We start from the raw sequence: 25940 nt of genomic DNA on the forward strand, positions 1-25940 counted from the left end.
AAAGACATCTTACAGGTCTCAGTTTTCCTGCTCGAATAACGTCAAATAAAGCAAGGTCCATTTCATTTTTAAAATAACCTTGCTTCCCGTTAACCAAGCACAACCTTGGAAGAAAACCTCATCACTATTTGTGTTATAGTTTTTGCATCCAAAAGCAGAAAACGCTACTTTTGCAATATATAATTCTATCAGTAATGCAAAAAACTGTCAACCAAAGGGGTTGACAGTTTTTGATTTTCATATATCATTCATTTAACATTATACCAAACATAGACGTATCCATCTTAACTACGAATTTAAAAACGAATATTTAGTTCCCCTTATGTTTCAAAAGGTTAGCACCGGCAATGCCGGGCCGTGTCATTTCTTTAGGGGATAAGATATGATTAATTTCTTCTTCCGTTAACAAACCCTGTTCCAAGATGATATCCCGAATAGCACGGCCCGATTTATACGCTTCCTTCGCAAGAGCCGATGCCGTTTCATATCCTAAATGCGGTAACAATGCCGTCACGATACCTACGGAACGGTTGAGCCAGTACTCACATTGTTCCCGATCGACTTCAAGATCCACCAATAATTTATCTACAAATGTATTAACCCCGTTTTTGAGGTAGCAAAGATTGTTAAATAAATTATATGCCAATACAGGTTCCATTACATTCAATTCAAACTGACCGTTTTCCACCGCCAACGTGATGGTAAGATCATTACCGATAACTTGGTAACACACCTGGTTCAATACTTCTGCGATAACAGGATTAACCTTACCCGGCATGATGGATGAACCCGGTTGACGAGGAGGTAGTTTTAATTCGCCGATACCGCAACGAGGGCCGGATGCCATCAAACGGAAATCATTGGCCATCTTGATAAGCACCAATGCGGTAACTTTAATACCGCTGGAGATATCCGCGAAAATATCCGTATTATTCGTAGCATCGATAAGGTTATCCGCCGTGTAGAACGGTTCCCCCACCACTTCACTGAGTTCATATGCCACATCATGAATATAACTAGGCTCCGCATTAAGGCCCGTGCCTACCGCAGTAGCCCCCATATTGATGACATGAGCGCCTTCAACGGCGGATTTAATACGCTTAATACCGCGGCGTATACCGGATGCATAGGCACCCATTTCTTGACCCAATGTAATAGGCACCGCATCTTGCAGATGAGTACGGCCCATCTTCAAGATTTCACTGTATTCTTCCGCTTTCTTTTCCAATTCCTCCACGAGACGTTGTAACGCTTCAAGAAGCGGTTTCGTCTTCAAGATGGCACATACCTTGATAGCCGTAGGAAATGCATCATTTGTAGATTGCGCCATATTGCAATGGTTATTAGGGCTGACGATATCATAGCTGCCCTTAGGATGGCCTAAAATTTCAAGAGCTCGATTCGCCAGCACTTCGTTCATGTTCATATTGACGGATGTACCGGCTCCGCCCTGAATCGGATCTACAGGGAACTGATCCGCAAATTTACCGGCGATAACTTCGTCTGCCGCCTGCGCAATAGCTTTACCGATAGATACATTTAAGCGACCCGTCTTCATATTCGCCAATGCGGATGCTTTCTTTACCATCGCCAGAGATTTGATAAAATCCTGGTCTAAATGTTTTCCCGTAATATTGAAATTCTCTAATGCACGAATTGTCTGTACACCATAGTATAGCTCATCAGCTACTTCTAACTCACCTAGAAAATCGTGTTCTTTTCTCATAATAAGCCTTCTTTCCAATGTACTATGTCTTTGAAAACGGTAAAATTTTGATAACGTACACTTCATTTATGGGTTCATTATAACATGTATCTTGTATACACAAAAGTCATTTCAAGTATTCCTTGCAAACAATATTCTATATAATGTATAGAAATCTATTTTAATGAATAAATATATTAAACAAAAGCTATATTTAATAATTCCCGCCCCTATAGTACAATAAGATAGACTATGTAAGTAAGGAGTACAACTACATGATTGATAATCATAAATTACGAATAGGCGCGCTGTTCTTGTTGACCGTCATCAGTTACGGCTTTTACAATGCCTATTTACCTGTAACGGATCCGGTGGAATCCAACTATGTTCTGTCCGCCATCACGATGCTGAAGCATAACTCGTGGATATCACCCATGATATATGACCAGGTATGGTATGATAAACCGCCTCTCACCTATTGGGCTCTCATGATAACATACAAACTGTTCGGTGTATCTGACTTTACATCGCGCATGCCGAATACGTTGATTGCAGGCGCCAGCGTAGCCCTGATGTATCATCTTGTATTTCGTATAAAACAATCAACACATCTTGCCGTGACAAGCGCCATACTGCTTTTCAGCACATTACAGTTCTGGTATATTTCGCACGCCATCATAACAGACGGGTTTTTATTTTTCTTCTCACTCGGTATTTTCGGCTATTCTTATTTAGCCTTTGAGAATCGTGACAGAACTTCCATGGTGAAAGCCTATGTGGCGGCCGCTTTTGCGGTCCTCACGAAAGGGCCTGTAGGCATCGTATTGCCGGGACTGATTTTACTGCTATTTATTTGTATGAGGTGGTTCGCTCATAGAGAAAATGCAGACCACCACCTTGCAGATGATATACAATTACTTTTTAATCCATTAGGCCTTATTCTGTTTTTCATCATCGGTTGTCCCTGGTATATAGCTATGTATGCTATACATGGTCAGGATTTTATCACCGGCTTTTTAGGGCTTCATAACATTGATCGGGCCATCGTATCAGAACATCCGAAGTTTAATGTTTGGTACTACTACATAATCCTTATTCCTCTCGCCCTATTGCCATGGACGCCGGCCATAATCTATCGTCTTAAAAGTATCAGCTGGAAAGATAATTTCGATATATTAGGTATTCTATGGTTTGCGGTTATCGTCGTCTTCTATTCAATGGTAGCTACAAAATATATAACCTATACATTACTCGCCATCATTCCATGTATCATATGGGGTGCGGAAGCTTTCATAACTATTATCAATAAAAATGATAAAACCTTTACATATATTATATCCATCCCATTTTTCATATATTTAGGTATTTTCCTGACTGCCAGTTATACAACACCGGAACTATGGCCTGCACCGTTGATGATCACGTCAGTAATAATCCCGTTGTTGCTGACAGTATCAAAACATTTCATTAAAAATCTTTGGCAGCAGACTATTTACCTGCTTACACCGATAGTTATCCTATATAGTGCGGTAACTGTCACAGTCCCTCCTATTCTACTCAATCAATCGGGGATTCAATTTAAACCATACATCGAATCAAGTAACCAAAAGATCTATGTATATGGTACATATTTCACATCAATCCGGTATTATACAGAAGCTACACCTACACAGGTATTCGTGCATACTACCGATAATCCGCTGTGGACGGAAGGTAAAACATTAATGCCGACTATTACAAAAGACGAATTCTATCAGACAGTACCAAATGAACACGATGCGATTATCATCGTTCCCGATAAATACAATAAAAAATTTATTGAATCGTCAGCTTATCCAATGACGAAAGAAATCGGCAAAACCGCAACAGCTAAGATTTACAAGGTTCAATAAGAAACAAAAAGGCGTACCCGTGGGTACGCCTTTTAATATGTCCGGAATTATTTCAATTCTACAGTTGCGCCAGCTTCTTCCAACTGAGCTTTCAAAGCTTCAGCAGCATCAGCAGCTACGCCTTCTTTTACAGGTGCAGGAGCGCCGTCAACGATTGCTTTAGCTTCTTTCAAGCCAAGACCGGTTGCTTCGCGAACAACTTTGATTACGTTGATTTTGGACCCGCCAGCCTCTTTCAAGATTACGTCGAAGGAATCTTTAGCAGCGCCGCCGTCAGCACCGCCAGCAGCTGCTACAGCTACAGGAGCTGCTGCAGTTACGCCAAATTCTTCTTCGATTGCTTTTACAAGATCATTAAGTTCAAGGATTGTTGCTTCTTTCAATTCAGCAACGATGTTTTCAATGTTCAATGCCATTTTAGATTTCCTCCATAAATTAGTTTAGTATGCCGGTGTCATGCAGCCGACAAGTAGTTTGCAGTAATGATTATTCTGCTGGTTTTGCGTCTGCAACAGCTTTGACAGCGTATGCAACGTTGCGAACAGGTGCTTGCAAAACGGAAAGCAACATGGAAAGCATGCCTTCGCGATTTGGAAGACTTGCGATTGCTTTAACGCCTGCTGCGTCCATAACTTCGCCTTCAACGATACCAGCTTTTACAGTGACAACGTCGCCTTCTACAGCTTTAATGAATTGCTCAATAACGCGAGCAGGTGCAACAGCATCATCTTTAGAAGTAGCCAACGCAGTTGGACCTTCTAAATGTTCAGAAAAGCCTTCAAGGTTCAATTCATTTGCAGCAATACGAGTCAATGTATTTTTGATTACTTTGTATTCAACACCTTCAGCCAACATTTTGCGACGAAGATCAGTTGCCTGCGCAACAGTCAAACCGGAGTAACCGATCAATACAGCGCCTTTTGCTTCAGAAAGAGTTTCTTTCATTTGAGCAACGATTGCTTTCTTTTGTTCAGTGACAGCCATTAGATTACCTCCTTGTAGATTTTTTGGTGCTCTATGTACTATCTTAGCGTAAAAACGACCCCATCGCACGCGATGAGGTCGTAACTAGTCCTAGGTTGTTCTAGTGTCAGCCTCAGCGGGCGGATTTTCATCCATTATACATACCAGCCGTCTACAGCTAAGAGACATATGTGATTATTGCTCTTTGGAAACAGCGCTCAATTTGAACACGTTCAAAGGCACACCAGGGCCCATTGTAGCGGATAGGGTTACAGATTTAATGTACTGACCTTTAGCTGCTACAGGTTTAGCCTTGATAATAGTATCAACGATTGTACGGTAGTTGTCAAGTAATTTTTCTTCATCAAACGACGCTTTACCGATGGAGCAAGAAACGATACCCGCTTTATCAGTACGATATTCAATCTTACCGGCTTTGATTTCGTTTACTGCACGAGCAACGTCCGGAGTTACAGTACCAACCTTAGGATTCGGCATCAAGCCTTTAGGGCCCAAGATTTTACCGAGACGACCAACTTGACCCATCATGTCAGGTGTTGCCACAACTACATCGAAGTCGCTCCAACCGCCTTGAATTTTAGATACCAACTCTTCGGAACCTACGTAATCAGCGCCAGCTTCTTCAGCGGCTTTAATATTGTCGCCTTTAGCGAACACAAGAACGCGTTTAGTTTTGCCAGTACCATGAGGCAATACTACTGCACCACGAACTTGTTGATCAGCGTATTTAGGGTCGACATTCAAGTTGAAAGAGATTTCAACTGTTTCATCGAAATTTGCAGTTGCAGTTTTCTTAACGAGCTCAATTGCTTCTACCGGCTCATAAAATTTACCAGCTTCAATAAGTTTTACCGCCTCAGCGTATTTCTTACCTACTTTTGCCATTATAATATCCTCCTTATGTGGTCAAACGGGAATTCCCTCCCACCGATCAGCGCATTGCGCCAATCCTACGCTTATTAGTCAACGATTTCAATGCCCATGCTGCGAGCAGTACCTTCTACCATGCGCATACCTTGTTCTACGGTATTAGCATTCAAGTCAGGCATTTTCAATTCCGCAATTTCACGAACTTTATCGCGACCTACTTTAGCCACCTTATCGCGGTTAGGCACACCGGATCCTTTAGGGATGCCTGCAGCTTTTTTCAACAATACTGCAGCCGGTGGAGTTTTTGTAATGAAATCGAAGCTACGATCTTCATATACGTTAATCACTACCGGAATAATCAAGCCAGCTTGCTTAGCAGTGCGTTCGTTGAATTCTTTTGTGAAAGCAACGATATTAACACCTGCCTGACCTAGTGCAGGACCAACTGGTGGTGCTGGAGTAGCTTTAGCGGCTTCAATTTGTAGTTTTACTTGTTTAACTAATTTCTTAGCCATGGGTAATTAAACCTCCTATGCTTATACTGTGGTGGTAACGGATGTACATCCTCCCACTGGCAACCAAAATCGATTGCGCTTTTAGAGTTATATGTATATATTAAAGAGTTTTCTCAACTTGAGAGAACTCTACCTCTACTTCGGTATCTCGATTGAACATTTCCACATTGAGCTTCAATGTTTCCTTTTCAGGGTTAATTTCTGTAATAACACCAAGTCTATCTTCAAAGGCCCCGGATGTAATGCGTACCGTTTCACCGACTTCAATATCAATATTGACGGTCGGCTTCTTATTCAAGCCCTGAGACTTAAGTATATGTTCTACTTCGGAATCAGAAAGTGGAACTGGTTTTGTGGCGGATCCGACGAAACCCGTTACGCCCGGCGTGTTACGCACAACATACCAGGAACGGTCGTTAACCTCCATCTCCACCAACACATACCCAGGAAAGATTTTGCGTTTTACTACTTTTTTAACCCCGTCTTTTTCATCTATTTCGTCTTCAAGAGGCACCAGAATACGACTGATAACATCCTGTAAACCCATAGACTGAACCTTAAGTTCAAGAGTGGTTTTTACTTTATTTTCGTAGCCTGAATAGGTATGAATTACATACCACTTCTTATCTGCTTCCATGTAATGGCCCCCTATCCAACAAAGTGCAACAACGTATTAAAAAGTTGGGCAAAAATCGCATCAAATACATAAATGAGCACAGCAATAAAAATGGTCACTAAGAATACTACAATTGTGTAATTGATGAGTTCTTTTTTTGTTGGCCAGACTACTTTTTTTAGTTCAGCTTTCACACCGCGGAAGAATTTTCCAAATCCACCACGCTGCTGCACCGCTGAGTTAGACTTTGCCATTGTTTCACATCCTCAAATCAACAGGTAATGAATGATAAGAATTATTTTGTTTCACGGTGTAATGTATGTTTACCGCAGAATTTGCAATATTTCATCATTTCAATACGATCAGGATTATTTTTCTTATTCTTGTTCGTCTGATAATTACGTTGTTTGCAATCTGTGCAAGCTAAAGTAATGGCATTACGCATCCGGATACACCTCGCTTTATATTTACTAATCTGTCTTTTGCACTCGAAATCGCTCGACTACATACTAAAAAACTATATCATATGAGTCTAGTGATGTCAAGAATTTAAGCAACTCAAAAAAGCCAGGCACGTGTGCCTGACAAAGTAAGTATAACAAATTATAACACCTCATGTCTATACTTTATATCAAGAAGAGAATGCACAGGTCATATCGGTGTACATATTACATATCACATCGGTGTACATATTACATATCACATTTTTTCAGTTTACCATATTTTTCGGTTTAGCTTAGCGGCAGCCGTGACAGCAATTTTCTAGCGATACGAAATTATTGTAGTCAAATAGCTATAATGAAAACAGAGCTCCTTACCCAAGTCCGGGTAAGGAGCTCTGTTTATTAGATAACCTAAATCTTATCGTTTGATTTTCTTAATAAAGATGACTTTCACAATCTGCCAGAAGAAGGCCACAGCCCCCAATATCATGATGGTATCGCCTACCATACGAAGCCAACGCAGATTTTGTAACAGCGGCTGTTGCATGAAGTCTTCGCTGCGAGCGAGCCACAAGCCTTGTGTAACGCTTGCCCAGCCTTGAATCAAGCCGATCGGCAGCAAGCTGATAAGAACCATTAACGCAAGTCCCCAGTTCAACGCCCAGAAGCCGAATTTCATCAATTTGTCGTTGAATTCCACCTCAGGTCGAATGTAACGGGCGATGAGGAATACAAAGCCCAGACTAAGGAACCCGTATACACCGAATAACGCCGTATGAGCATGAACGGCTGTCGTATTTAAACCTTGAATATAGAACAGGGAAACCGGCATATTGATAAGGAAACCGAAGATACCTGCACCCACCAAATTCCAAAAAGATACTGCAATGAAACAGTATACAGGCCATTTTAAGCGGTGCATCCAAGGCGCACTGTGAAGGCGCGTATAGTTTTCAAACGCTTCATACCCCAAAAGAACGAGAGGTACCACTTCCAATGCGGAGAACGATGCCCCTGTGGCCACCACAGTCGATGTAACGCCAGTAAAGTAAAGGTGATGGAAGGTTCCCGGAATACCGCCGATGAGGTAAATAGCACCGGACGAAATCGCCGCAATCGTACCGGCACGATACGATACAAGCCCGAGGGTTACAAAGATAAATGCCATCAAAGTAGTGGAGAATACTTCAAAGAAACCTTCTACCCAGAGATGAATCACCCACCAGCGCCAGTATTCCATGATTGCCAAGTGGCTATGTTCCCCGTAAAAAAGACCGGGCCCATAGAAAATACCGACCATGACAACCGAGAAAATAAACGCGGCTATGAGGTTTTTATCCCCCTTGTTTTTGAAAGCTCCGATGATGCTGCGCACCATGAGCACAAGCCAGAACAGAATGCCGATATATTCAATCCATTGCCATACGCGGCCCAGCTCGATATACTCATATCCCTGGTGTCCCAGATAGAAGTTCAAAGCCGCCGGGATTTCATGAGCGACACCCAAGTATGTGCCCGCAAACGAACCCACTACGAGAACGACGAGCGCCCAGAATAAAATATCCACCCCAAGTTTTTGGAATTTCGGATCCTTACCGCCGTTAATAATCGGCGCCAAGAATAAACCGGCACTCAAAAAGGACATTGCAATCCAGAATAAGGACGCCTGAATATGCCATGTACGGGCAATAGAATACGGAAAGTATTGCGCCAACGGAATCCCATAGAAGGCCTGCCCCTCTACGGTGTAATGCGCAATGATACCGCCCATGCCGAGCTGTAGTAAAAATAATGCCAAAATCGTAAACAAATATTTTCCCAAAGACCGCTGAGACGGGGTGAGATTTAATTTGGAAATCGGATCTTCCGCAGGAGGTGTCAATTCATGGTCATCCTGTTTGCGACCGAACGCCCACATCCATACAACGATACCGATACCGCAAAGTAAAATAATAACACTCACAACGGACCATGCAATACTTTCCGGTGTCGGGTTGTGATCTAACAACGGTTCATGCGGCCAGTTGTTCGTATATGTCGCATCTGTCCCCGGACGTTGAGCGGATGCCATCCACGTAGTCCAGAAGAAAAACCGCGCCATATCGATACGGTCCTGTAATTCCGGCAACGTATTATCCTTCATCGCGAAATGATCACGCGTTTCTGATAATTTCGGGTTGTCTCCGTAAAGTTCAACAAAATATTGCCCCGTTATATTCATCGCTGCAATACGTTCTGGTGAAAGCACTACAGTTCCGTCTTCGCGAACCGCGCTCTTGAAATACTCCGCTTTAACGACTTCTTTAACAGCAGCCTGCTGAGCAGGACCTAACTGTTCATAAAGAACACCAAAAGCCTGTTGAGACTTGATGTCGAGCATAACGGACACCTCTTTGTGCAGCCAGTCAGCTGTCCAGTCAGGCGCCTGATATGCACCATGCCCCAATACGGTCCCTACGGATTGACCGCCTGTAGATTGCCAAGCCGATTGACCATGCAGAATATCCTCTTTAGTAAATAAGACCTGTCCATCCCGAGAAACATACGCTATCGGCACCGGCGGTGCTTGATGATACACATCAGTACCCAGATAACCGAGAATCGAAAATCCGATAACAAGAACTGCTACCACGGCTATCCAATACTTTTTGTATTCACCCATCACATTACCTCCTTTTCTATAAAAGCACAAAAGAGGGCCTATGCCCTCCTCGTATATACTATACACTAAATCCATTGATAAAGCTGTATCCTAAGTTACAATGTATTAAAAATTTTTCTCACTACAAATCATTACAAATAAATTCCACGTACCATCTCATTATAACCGGATCAATGTTCAACATAAAACATTTAGAATATTACAGGGTATCGGATATATTATATCTATATCTATATCTATATCTATATCTATATCTATATCTATCAAGATTATATATTCGGCCATTCAATCCTGTTTTTTCAATCAATACATAAGACAAATATAAAAGGGACCCGACGGGTCCCTTTATAGAATCTATGATTCAGTTATCGTACTCAGCGCATCACCGCGATGAGCATAAAAGGTATATTAACCTTCGATTTGTGTTACTACACCGGCACCTACTGTGTGGCCACCTTCGCGGATCGCGAAACGAAGACCTTCTTCGATAGCGATTGGAGTGATCAATTCGATTTCCATTGTTACGTTATCGCCAGGCATACACATTTCTACACCTTCAGGAAGGTTTACAACACCTGTTACGTCAGTTGTACGGAAGTAGAATTGTGGACGGTAGTTGGAGAAGAATGGCGTATGACGGCCACCTTCTTCTTTAGTCAAAACGTATACTTCTGCTTTGAATTTAGTGTGTGGGTTGATGGAACCCGGTTTAGCCAATACTTGACCACGTTCGATGTCTTTACGGTCAACGCCGCGAAGCAATGCGCCCACATTGTCACCTGCTACTGCGGAATCCAATGTTTTACGGAACATTTCAAGACCTGTAACAACATATTGTTCAGCTTTTTCTTTCAAGCCTACTACTTCTACAGTGTCACCAACGTTCACTTCACCACGTTCAACACGGCCAGTTGCTACTGTACCACGACCGGTGATTGTGAAAACGTCTTCCACAGGCATCAAGAAAGGTTTATCAGTATCACGAACAGGAGTTGGGATGTAGGAGTCTACAGCCGCCATCAATTCGTCGATTTTTGCTACGTATTGAGCATCGCCTTCCAAAGCTTTCAATGCGGAACCTACGATAATAGGCACTTCGTCGCCAGGGAATTCGTAGGAAGAAAGAAGTTCACGAACTTCCATTTCAACCAATTCGATCAATTCTTCGTCATCAACCATATCGGCTTTGTTCAAGAATACTACGATTGCAGGAACGCCAACCTGACGAGCCAACAAGATGTGTTCGCGAGTTTGAGGCATAGGGCCGTCAGCTGCGGATACAACCAAGATAGCACCGTCCATTTGCGCTGCGCCGGTGATCATGTTTTTAACATAGTCAGCATGGCCCGGGCAGTCAACGTGTGCATAGTGACGATTTTCAGTTTCATACTCAACGTGTGCAGTGTTGATTGTGATACCGCGTTCACGTTCTTCAGGAGCTTTATCGATCATGCTGTAATCCTGGAAGTCAGCTTGGCCTTTTTCAGCCAATACTTTAGTGATTGCAGCAGTCAAAGTAGTTTTACCATGGTCAACGTGACCGATTGTACCGATATTAACATGCGGTTTCGTACGTTCAAATTTTTCTTTTGCCATTTAGGATTGTATCCTCCTTCACAAAAACAAATTACATTCTAATATTAATATAATATATTAAACTAATTTAATCAACGGAATTAACATCCTTACAAAGTATTATATCATAATCTATAAAGCTTGATAAACAAAAAATGCTTTCACCTGATTCACTCATCACAGGCAAAAGCATAGATGTATTAAATTGGGATATAAAAAAATCCTCACCAGGTGAGGGTATATGGTGGCGGCACACGGATTTGAACCGCGGACACACCGGGTATGAACCGATTGCTCTAGCCAACTGAGCTATGCCGCCATATGTGGAGCTAGTGACCGGGATTGAACCGGTGACCTTATCCTTACCAAGGATACGCTCTGCCGACTGAGCTACACCAGCACAATGAACGTTCACGTCACTGTAAAAACATGGTTGCGGGGACAGGACTTGAACCTGCGACCTTCGGGTTATGAGCCCGACGAGCTACCAACTGCTCCACCCCGCTATAACTGGTGGAGGGAGAAGGATTCGAACCTTCGAAGTCGAAGACGGCAGATTTACAGTCTGCTCCCTTTGGCCGCTCGGGAATCCCTCCGAAATAAAATGGAGCTGGCGATAGGAATTGAACCCACAACCTGCTGATTACAAGTCAGCTGCTCTACCTATTGAGCTACGCCAGCATTTTCACGACAAGATGTATTCTATCATCCGTCGCACTCAGTGTCAAGATTTTTTTGATAAATTAATCCTGTTTACCAAGGTGCCTCTTTGTGCTTAATCATAATATCATGAAACCATGACCTATGCAAGCATTTTATCAAAAATTATTGAAAAAGCACTTCTGTTGAAAGAATCGCTAAAATTCAACAAAAGTGCTTCTCTATCATAATTAAATATAATACAGATTAAAATTGATTCCGATTACATAATTTATGATCAATTCTGGTCCGATTAATCGATTTCCAAGACATGACTCGGATGTGTAACCGTTACGGAAGCATGTTTCGGATCATTATTATGTTCCAAATACAATTTGTCGCCTTCAAGATGACCTCTCCAACCGACAACAATAGGATATGTTTTACTGATAGTTTTCAATAGTTCAAAAGGTTGTAAGTTTAAAATCGGTGCGAAGAACACATTAATTCCGTCCAATAATACGACCTCAGTATCGCTGCGGCTGAGGGCGCGACGAACGGCCTCCTCGGCAAGCTTCGGACGTTCATCACGAGGAACCAACAGAAATTCCTCTTCGATCAATTGTTTCGCTTCCAGATATTTCCAACCCTTTTGTTCAGATAACTCACGAATTAGCAAACTTTTACCGGATCCGGGGCCCCCGACGATAAACAGTATGCGTTCATCGTCACCTTGAATTTGTTCCCATCGTTCCTTTACATCTTGAACAGTAACCATATCCCTTGCCTCCTCGCTGTGACCGTCTCTATTTAACAGGACGGTCAGATAACATAACGGATTTGATATATTGGTTTTTATCATCTAGGGCAAACTGTAGGTAAGAATTGCTTGCCGCCGGATTTTTATATTCGTATACGGTAGCAGTGCCTGTATTCGTTGTAGATTCAACGATACGTGTCGGCATCCCGTAAACAAAGAGCAATAGATATTTTGTATCCCCCATCGCGATACCGCGACGAGTAGGCGTATAAATATTGAGTAACACCCGATTGATCAAGGAATTTTTATCAACGCTGACACCGTATTCGTTATAGCCGATAAAGGTGGAACCGAACAACATACCTTGCGTCTTCCATTCATTATTCGGATCATTGACGAAATGATCGTTCAACTGAAAGCCGCGCAGTACAAAGTCATCAGCCGTCAATTTTCCCGCCTCGAAATTATATACAGGCGCTTTAGGTAATCCGAAACGAGGCCATACCTGTCCGGAAATAAAATCGACAGCCTCCACCGTATTGTTTTTGATGGTAAAAGCGATATAGTTTTTACGATCATCTAACATGGATTTTTTTTGGCTATTATTATTTGTATTCTCTACAGAGGTGGTAAACTCCTTTTTTTGGTCCCATGAATTTTCCTCATGACCTTCATATAGGAAAATATAGGTCTCATTCTTTTGGTCACGCCACATCGCATTGGGACTGCCATAAGCAAAAACGAGTTCCATACGCGTGCTGCCCGGACCGATATCGCGTACAGTAGCGATGCCCTTTTTCGTACTATGAATATTAGTAATGGTATTCGGTTCAAAGAAGTAATTAGCCCCTTGTCCCCGCAACTGATTGTCTACCAATCGTTCCTTTGCAGGACCCGTATAAACGGTAACATCAAAATCCTTCATGAAATAGGTGGTGAAATTATCCCGCACGGAAGTGCGTTCTACATCTTTAGGAGCTGTAAAGTGATCACCCAAACGGTATCCTTCAATCGCATAATCATCCGCCGTATCGCCGAGAGCCGGTAAATTATTAGCCGTATAGGACTTACCGATGTCAGCCAGGTTATTCTTTGTCACACTCGGCAAAGGCCCCTCATTTTCACTGGCCGCCTGCCAATACTGAATAGAATCACCGAAATCTGTAACGGCCATCTGTTCCGCAAGCCAGCCCGTTTTGGACTGTTCCGGACTTTTCGTAGTTGCCACGGGCATAGTCTTTGTAGCAGCAGGTTCCTCCGCATATCCGATGCCGGTTGCAGATAGTCCTATCAAAAGTGTTGCCGCAATGCGACGCTTCATAGAATGGTTCATCGATTATTCTCCAACTGTGCACGCAACCACGAGAGCCATGGTTCTAGCCCATCGCGAGCAGTGCAACTCACTTCAAAAATTTCCCCTGCGGGATTCAAGTTCCGTATATCCTGTAAAGCCTTATCCTTTTTAAACGGTATATACGGCAACAAATCAATCTTATTCAGTAAAATCGCTTTCGACTCTTTAAAAATCAACGGATATTTGAGAGGTTTATCCTCTCCTTCCGTAACGGATAGAACAGTGACCTTCATACTTTCACCGATATCAAATTCCGCCGGGCACACAAGATTACCTACATTTTCTATGATAATCATATCGAGGTCATCCAGATTCAAGTCCCCCAATGCATCTTGAATCATTTTCGCATCCAGATGACAACCGCCTACCGTATTAATTTGAATAACCGGTACACCCAGTGCGTGGATTCGTTCCGCATCTTTAGCGGTGAACAGATCGCCTTCAATAACGGCAAGACGATAATCTTTAGCAAGGTCCTGTAACGTCGCCTCTAAAAGAGAGGTCTTGCCCGACCCCGGAGAGCCCAGCAGATTAAATACAAATATGTTCTTTTCCTTAAACAGCTGTTGTAAGGACTCTGCAATGGCATCATTTTTCGCCAGTACATCCGTTTTAACTTGAACTTGCATGGCCTTCCTTTCTCTCAATCTATATCCATAGAGGTCACCTGTAATTCACGACCTCCTACGGTTTGTACAAAATGACTGTCACAATAGGGACAGATAAATTTATAATCCGCCACGTGAAAGTGACGGTCACAATCCAAACACCTTCCTTCAATAGGAATGGTATTAATTTCAATACGAGACCCTTCTGCAGGGGTATTTTTCGTTACCGCATCCCAACAGAACAGCAATGCATCCGGCTCGACACCGCTCATAAGGCCTAGATCAAGTTGCACAGAATGAACGACTTTCGCCTCATGCTGTCGCAATGTATCAAGGGCAATATCGAGGATGCCTTCAGCTATGGACATTTCATGCATGATATGCCTCGTATACAGCCTCGAGCATTATCGTTGTCGTAACGGATCCGACACCGCCCGGCACCGGAGTGATGGCCGAAGCAATATCCTTCACCGCATCATAATCCACATCGCCCACCGTTTTCCCGTTCAATTCATTGATACCTACATCGATAACTACGGCTCCAGGCTTAATCATATCCGCAGTAATCATATGAGGTCGACCGGCCGCAGCAATAACGATATCACCTTGTTTTACATAATTTGCCAGATCCGGAGTCCTGGAATGGCAAATCGTGACGGTGCCGTGTGCCGCGAGGGTCATGAACGCTACGGGCTTACCGATAACCTGGCTGCGTCCTACAACGACCACATGTTTTCCTTCTACAGAAATATCATAGTGATCCAGAATCGCCATACACGCCTTTGCGGTACACGGTGCAAAACCGCCCTTGCCGGCCGTTACGAGTCCGATATTATACGTAGTGAGGCCGTCGATATCCTTTTTAGGGTCAAGCGCATCGATGAGCGCTTCCGTATCAATATGTTTCGGCATCGGCATCAACGGCAAAATGCCGTGAACGGTGTCATCATCATTCAGTTCCCGTAATGCCGTCACCACTTCATCATGAGAGGCTGTTTCGGGTAATTCTCTCAGCACAAATCCGTATCCGAAATTCTTCGCCGTTTTTTCCATGAATGTGGCATACATGTGAGCACCGTGATCATTTCCGACAAGTAATACCGCCATGGTAATCACCGCATCACCAACCGCTGCGATTTTATTCTGCAATGCCGTCTTATGGGCATCGGCCACCGACTTACCGCGTAATTCAATCATAACTATCTCCATTTCAAAGGCTCTAACAAAATTACCGCTAAACTATTAGCGACTAAAATGAACTGTAATAGCATCGCCCGCTTTGACGGTAGAACCGGGACTTTCATCCTGAGAAACCGCGATACCCGTACCGTCCGGCTTAAATGCAAGTCCGGCCTTATGGAGCCAGTCGCGCACTTCGCCATATGTAAAGCCCCCGAAATTAGGCAATACCATAGAACCATCACCAGACGGATTCACCGGCGGCAACGAAATGCTCGGTGCGGATGCTACTTCAGCACCATCCTTGACATAAGGACTGATCTGATAATATCGCACGAGCTGCGCCATGATGTTCTTAAATACCGGCGCCGCAATTTGCCCGCCGTAAATAGAACCTTTTTTCGGATCATCAATGGCTACGAGGACTACGAATTTAGGATCTTCTACAGGACCGAAGCCGATAAAGGACGCAATATATTGTCCATCCAGATAACCGCCGTTTTTCGTATCCAGTTTTTCGGCAGTCCCCGTCTTACCGCCGAAATGATACCCTTCAACCATCGCTTTCGTACCGCCCCCTTCGGAGACTTCTTTTTCCAGGATATCCACGATGGTTTTCGCCGTTTCAGTCGGAATCGGTTGACCTACGGTAGTGGGCTCCGTCGTACTCGTCACCTCGCCCTGAGCATTGCTGTAGGACTTGATGATGTGAGGTTTCATCATGGTGCCCCCGTTGGAAATGGCCCCGAAGGCACGCACCATTTGAAGCGGCGTTACCGCTACACCTTGACCGATAGACATCGTCGCCACGTCGAGTTTACTCATATCCTGAGGATCATATAAAATACCTTCCCCTTCTCCGGGCAATTCAATGCCTGTAGTGGAACCGAACCCATAATCGCGAACATATTTTGAGAGGATTTCGGCACCGGTTGTCGTACCGACTTCCGCCATCCCCGTATTGATGGAATATTTCAGGATATCCAAAAGGCGTACCTGACCATAGCCTTCACCATTCCAGTTGCGAATGATATGTCCATTGGCTAAAAAGGCACCTTTATCGTTGTACACCTTATCGAGCTCCCATTTACCGGAAGCCAATGCGGCAGACGCGATAATCGGCTTAAACGTGGAACCCGGTTCATACAAGTTCGTAACGGCGATATTTTTAAAGTCTTCTTCCGTTCCCTGATTGTAATGATTAGGATCATAGGTCGGACGGTTTGCCATGGCTAGAATTTCACCGGTCTTCGGATCCATAACGATGACGCTGGTGTGCTTCGCCCCCGTATCGGCCATGGCCTTATCCAAAGCTCGTTCCGCCATAAACTGAATCGTAGCATCAATCGTCAATGTTATACTTTTACCCTTATCAGGTAAAAACTTGGATAATACGGAGCCGAAAATAGCGTTTCCCTTGTTATCCGTTGCAACGATTTCCTGCTGAACTCCGCCCTTCAGTTCATCGTCCAGCACCATTTCAAGGCCGTCCAGACCTTTATCATCAGTACCGACAAAGCCGAGAATCTGAGCCGCCAGGATACCGTTCGGATAATATCGTTTGGACTCTTCTACAAAGTTGAGCCCCACAATATTGTTATCCTTAATGATCTTCGCCACCGCCTTGGAGTGCTCCGGTTCCATCATCCGGTCAAGCCAGACGAATGCGGAATCCTCCTGCAATGCTTTTACAATATCCGATTCGGACATCATCACATGCGGCGCAATCAGTTCCGCGATTTCCTGCGGCGATTGCTTGATCATTTTCGGATCCGCATATAAGGATTTTGTCACCACGCTCATGGCCAGCGGTTTGCCATTGCGATCATAAATGGTGCCACGCGGCGATTGCAGTTTTCTATCCACCTGTACCTGCGACAAATTCTTTGCCTGCAAATCAAAGGTATCAAAAATTTGTAGTTGTGCCAGTCGGCCTACGAGTGCGAAGGCCACCCCCATGAGAATCGCCAGACAACATGTCGTTCTGTTCCAGCCACTCATTCGTTTCAATATTTTTTCTACTATATTCATCATTTCTCCAATGGACGGCGCAGTTTACGATCCAAGGCGTTATATAGAGCATCAGGCTCATTCGGAATAACACCGTTCTGCACCTGTTGCAACAGATACTGCAAGCCTTCTCCGGCCCGCTTTCCCGCCAATTCAATCACCCGTTCATCATAATTCAGGTCCTTAGTATGTACAGGCATGGATAAGCTCAAATCCGCCATGCATTCACCAAACGCCAATGTGCCGTCCGTCGCCGCATTAGGCTTTCCGCAGCCCAATACATCAGCGGCGCACACCTTGGCCAGCTGTTCCCAGGCCTCACGCATAATTTGACTATCCCTAAATTCACCGCTTCGCGCTTCCTTGCGGATCCACTTTCGTTCATCCGCATCACCGTTCTGAGCAAAATAGTGAAAGCGCATGTGATTCTTTACAATCCACGCAACACGACGCACAAAATTTTTAGAATAACCCAACCGGGTTAATATGGTCTCCGTCATCTCGGCACCTAATGTATCATGACCGCGATCTGTGAGCCGCCCATTATGAACGGCGCGAATCATAGGCATTCCCTTTGCCACATCATGCAGCAAGGCCCCCCAACGGACCGTTAAATCCGGCTCCGTATGGGCAACAACGGCCAATGTATGATACCAACCGTCGAACTCGTGAAAGTCCTTTTCTTGAGGAAGATTCACCAAGTGATACAATTCAGGCAAAATCGGTACTTCTCTCGCCACACCATTTTCCACAACGCGACACGAGCATTCGGCAAGACGTGATTGAACGAGCACATCCAAGCCCTTCGCCACAGCCGGCTCCAGCATGAGTCGGTCCAGTTCACCTCGGACCCGGTCCAGTGATAACCCCGACACACGATGAAACGCCTTCGGCATTGCATCCAGTAACTCCTTGGTCGGCAGAAAATCGAGCTTTGCCACGAAACGGCAGGCCCGAAAAAGTCGTAACGCATCTTCTTCGAACCGCTCCACAGGATTGCCGATGGTACGCAATGTTTTATGTTTAATGTCTCGACGGCCTCCGACAAGGTCAATGATTTCACCATGCCGGTTCATGGCCATACCGTTCACCGTAAAATCACGCCGTGCCACATCTTCTTCAAGGGTATTCGCATAGGTGATTTCCTCGGGTCGATGACTGTCTGTACCGTATCGCTCTTTTCTGAATGTCGCAATTTCATAATGCGCCTCACCGACAGTGGCCACGACGACCCCAAAAGACTTTCCTACGAGGTCTGTCGTCTGCACATCATGACTGCGCAATGTATCGATAACCGCATCGGGGCGTGCAGATGTAACAATGTCTATATCATGAGGTTCACGATGTAACAATACATCGCGAACAGCACCGCCTATGATATAAGCTTCATAGCCGGCATCTTCCAATATGGACAATATGCGTTTCGCCTGTTCCATCTGACGCCCTCCTTTCCACGCTAGTCTAACCTTTATTTTACTACAAATGGAGGCATGAAAAAAGATGCAACCCTTATAAGGATTGCACCCGTTTTGTAATTGCCAGTCCCGTCGGTGTTATCGCAAGACCGCCATCGCTCGTTTCTCGCAATGCTACAGGCATAGCACGACCGATATTATTCATTGTTTCGATAACTTCATCCGGCGGAATCTGGCTTTCAATACCTGCTAAAGCCATTTCCGCAGCGGTAATAGCATGGACCGCATAGAAACCGTTACGTTTTACGCACGGCACCTCTACAAGTCCCGCTACAGGGTCACAGGCAAGGCCCAATAAATTTTTCATGCACAAAGCAACCGCATCCCCCACTTGACGCGGTGTACCGCCCATCATTTCCACGATGGCACCGGCCGCCATACACGCAGCAGTACCGATTTCCGCCTGACATCCGCCAACGGCACCGGCCACACAGGCGCGGTTTGCCACCACATTTCCGATGCCTGACGCCGCTAAAAAGCCCTTTATCACCGTAACCTTATCCAATTTATAGTGCTCAACTATGGCTTTCACCGCACCGGGCATAACGCCGCAGGATCCGGCCGTAGGACACGCGACAATGCGAAACATTTTCGCATTCGCCTCGTTAACGGCAATGGCATAGGTCATCGCCTTATACGCAATCTCGCTCATAAAGCGGGGCCTTTGTCCATTCAGATGAGCCGCCTGACCACCGGACATTCCGGATGTCGTTTTTTCGGTATAAGATAATCCGGCTTGAATAGATTCTTCAAAAATATCCAGGCGACGTTCAATTTCATTGAACACATCCGACTCTGTGCGGTCGTAATTTTCCAATTCATTACGCAGTACCACTTCACCAAAGGAAATCTTATTCCCCTCCGCCAGGCGAATAATATCTGCAACTGTATCATATGCATAACTCATAATTCGCCCTCCTATAACGCCTCAAAGGTCATAACATCCTGAATACCGGGGCACTCGCGCATAAACTGAACCGTAATGGGATTGACCACGGTGTCCGTAGTAATAACCATAACCGCATCCTTATGCCTGCCCTTGCGGAATACGCGCATCGTCGCAATATTGATATCCGATTCGCTAAGCGCCTGGCTGACAAGAGAAATAGCACCGGGACGATCCTCATGAAATACGACGAGCGTAAATTCATCCCCCGTAATGGACATATCATTGCCATCCACTTCGGTAATCATGATTTGACCGCCACCGAGCGAGCGTCCCACAACAGCCATATGACGATTATGCTCATCATACATATCAAATCGCACCACATTCGGATGCCCCACATCAAGCGGAGACTCAATAAACTTATACTCCATGCCCTCCTGCTGCGCCATTGTATCGGCAATGCGAATATTCGTATCATCCTCCTTAAAGCCCAATAAGCCGCCTAAGAGCGCCTTATCCGTACCATGCCCCTTGTACGTCTTAGCGAAGGAACCGTATAATGTGAGGGCCACCCGCTTCGGCGTAGACCTGAATATGCAGCGCGCCATCTTCCCCAGCCGCGCAGCCCCTGCCGTATGCGAACTGGACGGCCCGATCATCACGGGCCCTATAATATCAAAAATACTATTCATAATCGCCTCTATAGTAGATATACAAAACAATGTACAACGATAATTACCATGTCGTACCATTTTCATATAACCATGAATGAAAACGTCATCTATAATTCCACGAAAACACAGGAATTAACAGCAATTATCCTTATTCATCTATAGTATAACAATGAAATTACAGGACTGTCTATATGTACATCGACGGCATATTTGTATGTCTTCAATAGACTCTCTTTATTCTTGTGAAAGTTATCTTGGAAGGATCATATATTGATGGGACACCTTCACATCTACAGTTATAAAAAGGAAGGACTATACTTATGCAGCGACATCAGGTCACGAGGAGCAAAGAAGTATAGTCCTTCCTTTTTAATTAAAATGTAGTAGTGAAATCTGGGCCCCATCAATATACATACCACTAACAGATAACTTTCACAGGAATAAAAAAACACACCCCGGGAGAGAGGCCTAGGGTGCGCCATATATATAACAACAGTCCTAAATCATAAAAGAGAGGGGAAATAGGACTGCAGTTACCTAGTTAATAGATCCGATTAGCCCAAGATAGCTTTCATATCAGCTTCCGGAGTTGTAATTGGATGCAATTGGAATTTTTCTACCAAAATGTTCAATACATTGCTGGAGAAGAATTTAGGCAAAGAAGGTCCGATGTAAATGTTACGGATACCCAATGCCAACAATGTCAACAAGATACATACCGCTTTTTGTTCGTACCAGGACAATACCAAAGTTAATGGCAAGTCGTTTACGTCACATTCAAATGCACCGGCCAAGGCTACTGCTACTTGAATAGCGGAGTAAGCATCGTTACATTGACCCATATCAAGGATACGAGGGATACCTCCGATTTCACCGATGTTAAGGTCGTTGAAACGGAATTTACCACAAGCCAATGTCAATACTACAGTATCATCTGGAGTCTGTTTTACGAATTCAGTGTAGTAGTTACGGCCAACTTTAGCACCGTCACAACCACCTACCAAGAAGAAGTGTTTAATAGCACCGGCTTTTACAGCATCGATTACTTTATCAGCAATCCCCAATACTGTACCATGACCGAAACCAGTGGTTACTTCATGACCGCCGTTGATTCCTGTGAAGTGTTGAGCTTCTTTGTAGCCGCCCAATTCGATAGCGCGGTTGATAACTGCGGAGAAGTCTTTAGTGCCGTCTTCTTTTTCTTCCACGTGTGCACAGCCGTCGAAACCTACCATATCTGTAGTGAAGATATTAGCTTTGTAGTTTTCTTTTGGTGGCATAATGCAGTTTGTAGTGAACAAGAATGCGCCAGGAACGTCAACAAATTCTTTTTGTTGATTTTGCCATGCTGTACCGAAATTACCTTTCAATTGAGGATGTTTCTTCAATTCAGGATAAGCGTGGCAAGGCAACATTTCACCGTGAGTATAGATATTCACACCTTTACCGTCAGTTTGTTCCAATAATTGTTTCAAATCATGAAGGTCATGACCGGTTACAACGATGAAAGGACCCGGTTCTACAGTCAAAGGAACTGTAGTCGGTACAGGTGTACCATATGTTTCAGTATTAGCTTTATCAAGAACAGCCATACATTTCAAGTTGATATGACCGAATTCCATCAAAAGATCAAGCCATTCTTCAGCGCTGTGATCTTTAGCGAATTCCACCATGCCTTTAACGAACCAAGCGTCAACATCAGCATCGTGGAAGCCAAGGCGAGCAGCATGCCATGCGTATGCAGCCATACCGCGCATACCTAACAATAATGTGGAGCGAAGGGATACGATGTCTTCTTCACCCTTCCACAATTGTTCCCAATCGAAATTTTGTTGAACGCTGTCCACTTTCGCATGATAAGCATTCACTTCGTCAATGAATTCTTGAACGCGGTCTTCAGAGAAGTTCACGTTTGTTACGCACATGAACAAACCGCGCATAATATAATCGATACCTTCTTTAGTGTGACCTTTTACGTCTAACGCACGAGCCAAGCCCACCAAAGCTGCAGTTAATTCGTCTTGTTTGTTTGCAACCGGTGCAGTTTTACCACATACACCTTGTACTGTACAGCCACCCGGTGCTGCTGATTGTTCACATTGATAACAGAACATACTCATTGAAAATCCTCCTTTGCGAGACTTTCTCGCGGTCAAGCTTAAAATCTATAAAACCTGTACGATATACCGATAATTATCGGATATCCGATTGATTACATTGCAAAGTATATCCTAAAGGTGATACAATTTCTGTAGCTTGAGCAACAAATAAAAACTTTTTTGAAAAAATTTACCTGACTCCCCTTACGGAACAGGTCGGACATCAGTCCCCATATTATGATTATACAAAACCTATTTAGGATTACATATACGATTTATCACACAGGAGGCGCTTATGAAACAAATACTTTCAAACGATATTATCAACCAATACATGCCTATCCTCACACAATGTCCACTCTTCAACAACTTAGGGGAAACGGAATTGCGCAGCTACTTGAACAACGCAAAGGTTATCGTACACAGCTACAAGAAAAATGAATTTGTCGCCCTCTCCGGCGATCCGATGGAGGGTATCGGCGTTATTCTCGAAGGCAGTACGCTCTTAACACGGGAAAACGTGATGGGCCAACGTGTCATCATGGCGAACCTCGACGAATCCGCCATCTTCGGCGAGGCTCTGCTATTCAGCAAACATCCGCTCTGGCCTGCTACGATCAAGGCTGTGAAAGCAACAAAAATCATGTTTATTCCGTTAGAAACATTCATCGAAACCTTGCCGGACTGTCACCAGTGTCAGACGAAAATCCTGTCAAACCTGTTACAGGACTTATCTGAAAAAGCAATCCTTCTCACAAGAAAGGTTCACTATCTCACATTAAAGGGAATGCGAGAAAAAATATTCGCGTATTTCACAGATCTGTATAACCGTCAGCAGTCTACGACAATCCACCTGCCTCATAATCGCGAACAGATGGCGGAGGTTCTCAACGTATCCCGTACTGCTCTCAGCCGTGAACTGGGTCGCCTGCGTAATGAAGGCATCATAGATATTACAGGCCGCAATGTAACCTTAAAAGACATCGATGAAATCGAAGAGTTCGGATTTAACGGATTATAATCGATAAAGCCTCACCCGTCATATCGACCGGGTGAGGCTTTTCTTTACAATCCAAAATCTGTCAGAACCAATGAGACAAATCAAATTCTTCACCGATAGTTGCTTTCACATGAGCGCGTCCCAAATAAAGACCTAATAAAGTCAAGCTGATGGACGACATCGGAGTATTATCAAATACATCCGCCAAATCGAGAAGTACCGGTGAAATATCATCCATGATATCGCGCGCTTCCTGCCCTGCAAATGCGGTAGGCTTACTCTTCATAAGAGCGATCAGATCGCGCTGTACCATGAAGTTAGAAATACGCGTTTCTCTAAAGAATCGCGGTGCCATCGCTTCATCAACAAGGGCCAATTTATACAGATTGGAATTCAAGCTGCGCACCACATACCGCGGATCAACACCATGCCCGTCCGTAGCTCGGAACAATTCCTCCTTGGTAAAACCGCGATAGTTAAATACAAACGGATACGAGTTCGACAACACCTGAGCCAATGTAATCGGTTCACGTTCCTCCTGCGTACAGCGGAGATACTCCAGCTGACGATAAAACGACGGATTTTGAGGCAAATCGGAAATAAACGGCTCAATATATTTTTCCACATAATGTTGAAAGTGAATGAGCCCATAGTTATTTGAATTACGAGAATACTGTAACAGCAAAGTTAAGGCCATCACCTGAAAGTGCCCCAATGTCATATGCGGTAACACGCGCAACGCATCAAATGCCACTAAATAAGGTGTGCTAGACTTCGGAGACTGTACCACATCGAGGAACGCACCCAATGCGGCGGATTTCATCCACTCCGTCGTCGTACCCGCATAGGCTTTCTGCATACTCATCAACGCCTCTTGAATGACGATATTATCCAATAATACATTGACCTCCGCCACAGTTGTAACGTTGAGAGCCGCCAATGCATCCCGTGTGATAGATTCAACATACTGATGCGTGTCACCCGACAAAACACCAAAGGCATGAGTAAAAGGAGCCATCGCCATTTCAAGATACTTATCTTCGTAATCTATTTGCGGTACAGCATGAGAGGATGACTCTTCATGTAACCGTTCAGTAGCAGCCAGCTGCTCATTGATTTCCGCAGCATCAAAGAGGCGTGTTTCTTCCAAGGCGGATAACGCCTGAGGTGCGGCCTGTTCCTGATCATTCCGCTTTTCTTTTATAACGCCGCCGATCATCTGTGTGGAGTCAATAGCTTCCTCTTTATCCGCCGCAAGGGCTTCCAGGGATTCACCCATGGCAATCGTATCCTCAACACCTTCAGATTGCTGACGCATTTCATCCGTAACAGCATCAAGAATAATTGTATCTGATGTAGCCTGCAAATTCGGTACAACCGACTGTTCCGGGGAATCAGCTGCATCCTGTGTATCAGGCACATCTGATGTAGCCGATGTATCCTCACGCTCCGGATCACCTAGTTTTAATGATGTTTTATAAGCGACATACTCATCAGGAATCAAATCGCTTTCACGAGAATCCACAAGGGCAAGAGCATATTCATTTTGAGGTTGTGTATCCTGAGCCAACGCCTCTTGATTGTCGTCTACATTAAATTGTTGATTTTGAGGGGACGGAACGCGAGAATACTCATCTTGATATCCGTCTGCATTATGACTGTCGCTATGAAACGACGTATCCTGCAAAGACTCATGTTGATACGTATCTACACCGGAACCATTATTTTGAAGCGGAATATCATACTGAGGTTCACGCTGATAAGAATCCGCACCGGGTTCCTTATTTAAAAATGGTATTTCCGGATATGCATTACTGCCATGACCTGTATCCGTATTATGCCGCGTATGACGAACACGTGTGTCGCGCTTCGTATCACGTGTTTGACTTTTACCATCACCACGATTAAATACGGCGTAACAAACCGCAAAAAAGCCCAATGCCACAATGGTCAAAACAAAATAAGGTACTACGCTTGACATAACTCTCCCC

Annotated in this window: 23 protein-coding genes and 5 tRNA genes; 2 read left to right on the top strand and 26 right to left on the bottom strand. The window is 44.3% G+C overall.

All coding sequences use genetic code 11. From position 1 onward, the window contains the following. Window positions 1–310 precede the first annotated feature (310 nt). Entirely contained in the window at window positions 311–1726 is a 1416-nt protein-coding gene (locus tag VEHSUH05_RS03025; protein ID WP_105090688.1) for an aspartate ammonia-lyase, read from the bottom strand. A 254-nt stretch (window positions 1727–1980) separates the two neighbouring features. Between VEHSUH05_RS03025 and VEHSUH05_RS03030 the strand changes: the two genes are divergently transcribed. Beyond that, window positions 1981–3597, top strand: coding sequence for an ArnT family glycosyltransferase (locus VEHSUH05_RS03030; RefSeq protein ID WP_105090689.1), 1617 nt, complete (start codon window positions 1981–1983; stop codon window positions 3595–3597). Between the two features lie 47 nt (window positions 3598–3644). Here VEHSUH05_RS03030 and rplL read toward each other — a convergent pair whose 3' ends face one another. The 24 genes from rplL to hcp all read right to left on the bottom strand — a co-directional run bounded on the left by rplL (window position 3645) and on the right by hcp (window position 22970). Further along, window positions 3645–4013, bottom strand: coding sequence for a 50S ribosomal protein L7/L12 (rplL, locus tag VEHSUH05_RS03035; RefSeq protein ID WP_038116191.1), 369 nt, complete (start codon window positions 4011–4013; stop codon window positions 3645–3647). A gap of 70 nt (window positions 4014–4083) precedes the next feature. Further along, window positions 4084–4581 carry a 50S ribosomal protein L10 gene (gene rplJ / locus VEHSUH05_RS03040; RefSeq protein ID WP_054674852.1) on the bottom strand — a complete coding sequence of 166 codons (498 nt, stop codon included), beginning with the start codon at window positions 4579–4581 and terminating at the stop codon, window positions 4084–4086. A gap of 174 nt (window positions 4582–4755) precedes the next feature. Further along, on the bottom strand, window positions 4756–5466 hold the full coding sequence (rplA, locus tag VEHSUH05_RS03045; RefSeq protein ID WP_038116186.1) for a 50S ribosomal protein L1: 711 nt from the start codon (window positions 5464–5466) through the stop codon (window positions 4756–4758). Window positions 5467–5540: 74 nt separating this feature from the next. Further along, window positions 5541–5966, bottom strand: a complete 426-nt coding sequence (gene rplK, locus VEHSUH05_RS03050) for a 50S ribosomal protein L11 (protein ID WP_004693535.1) — start codon at window positions 5964–5966, stop codon at window positions 5541–5543. A gap of 100 nt (window positions 5967–6066) precedes the next feature. Then, window positions 6067–6603, bottom strand: a complete 537-nt coding sequence (nusG, locus tag VEHSUH05_RS03055; RefSeq protein ID WP_038116184.1) for a transcription termination/antitermination protein NusG — start codon at window positions 6601–6603, stop codon at window positions 6067–6069. Between the two features lie 11 nt (window positions 6604–6614). Further along, the gene (gene secE, locus VEHSUH05_RS03060) at window positions 6615–6836 is read right to left on the bottom strand and encodes a preprotein translocase subunit SecE (protein WP_038116182.1); all 222 of its coding nucleotides are present in this window, start codon (window positions 6834–6836) and stop codon (window positions 6615–6617) included. Window positions 6837–6877: 41 nt separating this feature from the next. Continuing rightward, window positions 6878–7027, bottom strand: a complete 150-nt coding sequence (gene rpmG, locus VEHSUH05_RS03065) for a 50S ribosomal protein L33 (protein WP_004693530.1) — start codon at window positions 7025–7027, stop codon at window positions 6878–6880. A 416-nt stretch (window positions 7028–7443) separates the two neighbouring features. Continuing rightward, complete coding sequence (locus VEHSUH05_RS03070; protein ID WP_105090690.1) at window positions 7444–9687, bottom strand: nitric-oxide reductase large subunit; 2244 nt, start codon at window positions 9685–9687, stop codon at window positions 7444–7446. 408 nt (window positions 9688–10095) lie between these two features. Beyond that, entirely contained in the window at window positions 10096–11283 is a 1188-nt protein-coding gene (gene tuf, locus VEHSUH05_RS03075; protein WP_095066419.1) for an elongation factor Tu, read from the bottom strand. Window positions 11284–11504: 221 nt separating this feature from the next. Further along, window positions 11505–11581 (bottom strand) — tRNA-Met (locus VEHSUH05_RS03080). A gap of 5 nt (window positions 11582–11586) precedes the next feature. Further along, window positions 11587–11662, bottom strand: a tRNA-Thr gene (locus VEHSUH05_RS03085). A 30-nt stretch (window positions 11663–11692) separates the two neighbouring features. After that, window positions 11693–11768 (bottom strand) — tRNA-Met (locus VEHSUH05_RS03090). A 5-nt stretch (window positions 11769–11773) separates the two neighbouring features. Then, window positions 11774–11858, bottom strand: a tRNA-Tyr gene (locus VEHSUH05_RS03095). A gap of 9 nt (window positions 11859–11867) precedes the next feature. Next, a tRNA-Thr gene (locus VEHSUH05_RS03100) sits at window positions 11868–11943 on the bottom strand. Window positions 11944–12214: 271 nt separating this feature from the next. Further along, window positions 12215–12679 (bottom strand): BREX-3 system P-loop-containing protein BrxF, encoded by a 465-nt coding sequence (gene brxF / locus VEHSUH05_RS03105; protein WP_105090691.1) that lies wholly within the window; start codon window positions 12677–12679, stop codon window positions 12215–12217. Window positions 12680–12707: 28 nt separating this feature from the next. Next, the gene (locus tag VEHSUH05_RS03110) at window positions 12708–13994 is read right to left on the bottom strand and encodes a hypothetical protein (RefSeq protein ID WP_105090692.1); all 1287 of its coding nucleotides are present in this window, start codon (window positions 13992–13994) and stop codon (window positions 12708–12710) included. Then, window positions 13991–14644 (bottom strand): hydrogenase nickel incorporation protein HypB, encoded by a 654-nt coding sequence (hypB, locus tag VEHSUH05_RS03115; RefSeq protein ID WP_038114320.1) that lies wholly within the window; start codon window positions 14642–14644, stop codon window positions 13991–13993. The genes VEHSUH05_RS03110 and hypB overlap by 4 nt, the downstream gene beginning before the upstream one ends. Window positions 14645–14658: 14 nt before the next feature. Next, the gene (gene hypA, locus VEHSUH05_RS03120) at window positions 14659–15000 is read right to left on the bottom strand and encodes a hydrogenase maturation nickel metallochaperone HypA (RefSeq protein ID WP_038114322.1); all 342 of its coding nucleotides are present in this window, start codon (window positions 14998–15000) and stop codon (window positions 14659–14661) included. Further along, on the bottom strand, window positions 14993–15820 hold the full coding sequence (locus VEHSUH05_RS03125) for a bifunctional 5,10-methylenetetrahydrofolate dehydrogenase/5,10-methenyltetrahydrofolate cyclohydrolase (protein ID WP_054674363.1): 828 nt from the start codon (window positions 15818–15820) through the stop codon (window positions 14993–14995). The genes hypA and VEHSUH05_RS03125 overlap by 8 nt, the downstream gene beginning before the upstream one ends. 45 nt (window positions 15821–15865) lie before the next feature. Then, window positions 15866–17833 carry a penicillin-binding transpeptidase domain-containing protein gene (locus VEHSUH05_RS03130; RefSeq protein ID WP_105090693.1) on the bottom strand — a complete coding sequence of 656 codons (1968 nt, stop codon included), beginning with the start codon at window positions 17831–17833 and terminating at the stop codon, window positions 15866–15868. Further along, window positions 17833–19248, bottom strand: coding sequence for a CCA tRNA nucleotidyltransferase (locus tag VEHSUH05_RS03135; RefSeq protein WP_038114332.1), 1416 nt, complete (start codon window positions 19246–19248; stop codon window positions 17833–17835). Before VEHSUH05_RS03135 ends, VEHSUH05_RS03130 begins: the two co-directional genes overlap by 1 nt. A gap of 73 nt (window positions 19249–19321) precedes the next feature. Beyond that, a complete protein-coding gene (gene sdaAA, locus VEHSUH05_RS03140) occupies window positions 19322–20194 on the bottom strand; it encodes an L-serine ammonia-lyase, iron-sulfur-dependent, subunit alpha (RefSeq protein ID WP_105090694.1) in 873 nt (290 codons plus the stop codon). Window positions 20195–20205: 11 nt separating this feature from the next. Further along, the gene (gene sdaAB, locus VEHSUH05_RS03145) at window positions 20206–20868 is read right to left on the bottom strand and encodes an L-serine ammonia-lyase, iron-sulfur-dependent subunit beta (protein ID WP_105090695.1); all 663 of its coding nucleotides are present in this window, start codon (window positions 20866–20868) and stop codon (window positions 20206–20208) included. Window positions 20869–21404: 536 nt separating this feature from the next. Further along, the gene (gene hcp / locus VEHSUH05_RS03150; RefSeq protein WP_038114343.1) at window positions 21405–22970 is read right to left on the bottom strand and encodes a hydroxylamine reductase; all 1566 of its coding nucleotides are present in this window, start codon (window positions 22968–22970) and stop codon (window positions 21405–21407) included. A 274-nt stretch (window positions 22971–23244) separates the two neighbouring features. On the opposite strand from hcp, the gene VEHSUH05_RS03155 reads away from it, so the two are divergent. Then, window positions 23245–23970 (top strand): Crp/Fnr family transcriptional regulator, encoded by a 726-nt coding sequence (locus VEHSUH05_RS03155; RefSeq protein WP_105090696.1) that lies wholly within the window; start codon window positions 23245–23247, stop codon window positions 23968–23970. A 61-nt stretch (window positions 23971–24031) separates the two neighbouring features. Here the strand turns inward: VEHSUH05_RS03155 and VEHSUH05_RS03160 are convergent, their stop codons facing one another. Then, a complete protein-coding gene (locus VEHSUH05_RS03160; protein ID WP_054674360.1) occupies window positions 24032–25930 on the bottom strand; it encodes an LPO_1073/Vpar_1526 family protein in 1899 nt (632 codons plus the stop codon). Between the last annotated feature and the right edge of the window lie 10 nt (window positions 25931–25940).

The sequence above is a fragment of the Veillonella denticariosi JCM 15641 genome (assembly GCF_002959855.1).
Classification (GTDB): domain Bacteria; phylum Bacillota; class Negativicutes; order Veillonellales; family Veillonellaceae; genus Veillonella; species Veillonella denticariosi.